The organism is Oleiphilus sp. HI0061 (assembly GCF_001635675.1).
On the sequence record NZ_LWFE01001260.1, the window covers coordinates 1 to 1,738 of the forward strand.

Sequence of the window (1,738 nt, forward strand, 5' to 3'; positions counted from 1 at the left end):
ATTGATCCACGAGCATAGACTGAAGACAGGCACCACGACGTAATAAGTAAGGTTGGATAGGTTAACGCGTCGCGTTAGCAACCCACGAATACCAGCATGATCACCGTCGAAATTACTTGCTTCATCTGATGCGTTGACGCTTCCCTAACGGGAAGAATGTTAATTAAAAAGAAAGGCTCTGGCCGAGGTTCCGGCAGGATTTTGTGCGGGCCTCTTGACGTGGGGAGTCATACCAACGCCTAGCACAACGGTGGAATAATTTGGCGGGGCTTTTTGCGTTTCTTTGCAAAAACCGCGACATATTATGGAATCCGTTGGTGCTTTTGGTTATGTGTTTAAGCACGGTACACAATCTTATGCACTGCGCTCTGAATTTTGTTGATTTGGTTAGTTTGCTCTTCAGTTAAAGCAGAACCAAATTCACACCTTGCATTGTTTATAGATTCTAATAATTGAGCCCAACCATCGGTAAGACCATTCAATGAAGACAAACCGTCAGCTATTTGATTACTTGCATGTTCGTTACCAGTCGAAACTAAACTAGCTTGCAACCCTTCAATTGCATCGAATAAATCTGTGTTTGATTGGAATTCCATATTCTCTCTATGACACATAACGCCAAGCTAAACGGAGAGGTGAACTGGCGGGCTTTTTGGTACAAAAAGCGTGACAGTTTGCCGAGTCCGTTTGAGCGCTTGGTTATGTGTTTTTAGTTTTAAGCTTCGTAAGAACATACTTATAAATTACCGTAATTGATAGAAGCCATACTAACGCTTTGATTAAAACAATCATTGAAAACCATATAGGTCTGCTATGAAATGAAATTAAATCAGTTGTTCTCAAATTGAGTATTTCTAAATCTGTTGCCACGCCAACGAATTGATGGCCAAGCCAAAAGAACAAAAATATTGATATTAAGAACCATAGTAAACTGTTCGAAATACCCAATTCTTTAAATTGCATATTTACCCTTAATACACATAACGCCCGCCTCAGCGCGCAAAGTTTTATTGGCGGCTTTTGTGCGTGTTTTTGCACAAAAGGTGACAATGAAACTTTGTCCGATGCAGGCGATTGTTATATGAAAATTCAACCATGGTTAATGTTTCCAAAAAACCGGCCACTGTTTTAACCGACAAAAAACTGGTGCTTAAATTACCACCAAAAACTCACCGAAGCCACTGACAATTTACACCGATATAAAATGCCTCTTGAAACCACCGAAGATGCCGCCTTATTACGTTTTCGGTGACGCCACCATCAAACAACCCCGATGTAAGCAAACCGCACGACCATTTTTCTTTGCAGTGAAAAAGGCTGGCGAATGGCACTGTGTTGCTTTACCGCCAACCTTTGACGAAACCACCATCCGTGCACTATGCCTTGCAACCACCGATTTTCTTGCGCCACTGAATTTTTGATTCTTTCAATTACCGCCAACTTTTAACGAAACCACCATCATTGCACCCTGCCTTGCGACCACCGAAATTCTTGTGCCACGGAGTCTATTTTTTGCTTTTTTGGCATAGACATAATGACTCCCCACGTCCCAAAAGAGTGCTGACCTCCTATCGTGGGTTAGCAAAGCCAGAGCCATAATATATGTGTCATACCATATAAGCGGAGGCCAGCACCATGAAAAACAATACCATAATTTTTGTCGGATTGGACACCCATAAGGAGTTCACCGAAGTCGCATATTGCGAAGATCAACGAGGCTCAGAAGTAAAACATCTTG

1 protein-coding gene is annotated in these 1,738 nt (G+C 42.1%); it reads right to left on the bottom strand.

From position 1 onward, the window contains the following. Window positions 1–335: 335 nt before the first annotated feature. Window positions 336–596, bottom strand: a complete 261-nt coding sequence (locus tag A3735_RS19725; RefSeq protein ID WP_068510940.1) for a hypothetical protein — start codon at window positions 594–596, stop codon at window positions 336–338. Between the last annotated feature and the right edge of the window lie 1,142 nt (window positions 597–1,738).

Excerpts from the sequence above, each read along its gene's own strand:
- A3735_RS19725 (WP_068510940.1), bottom strand. The coding sequence starts at position 596 with ATGGAATTCCAATCAAACACAGATTTATTCGATGCAATTGAAGGGTTG.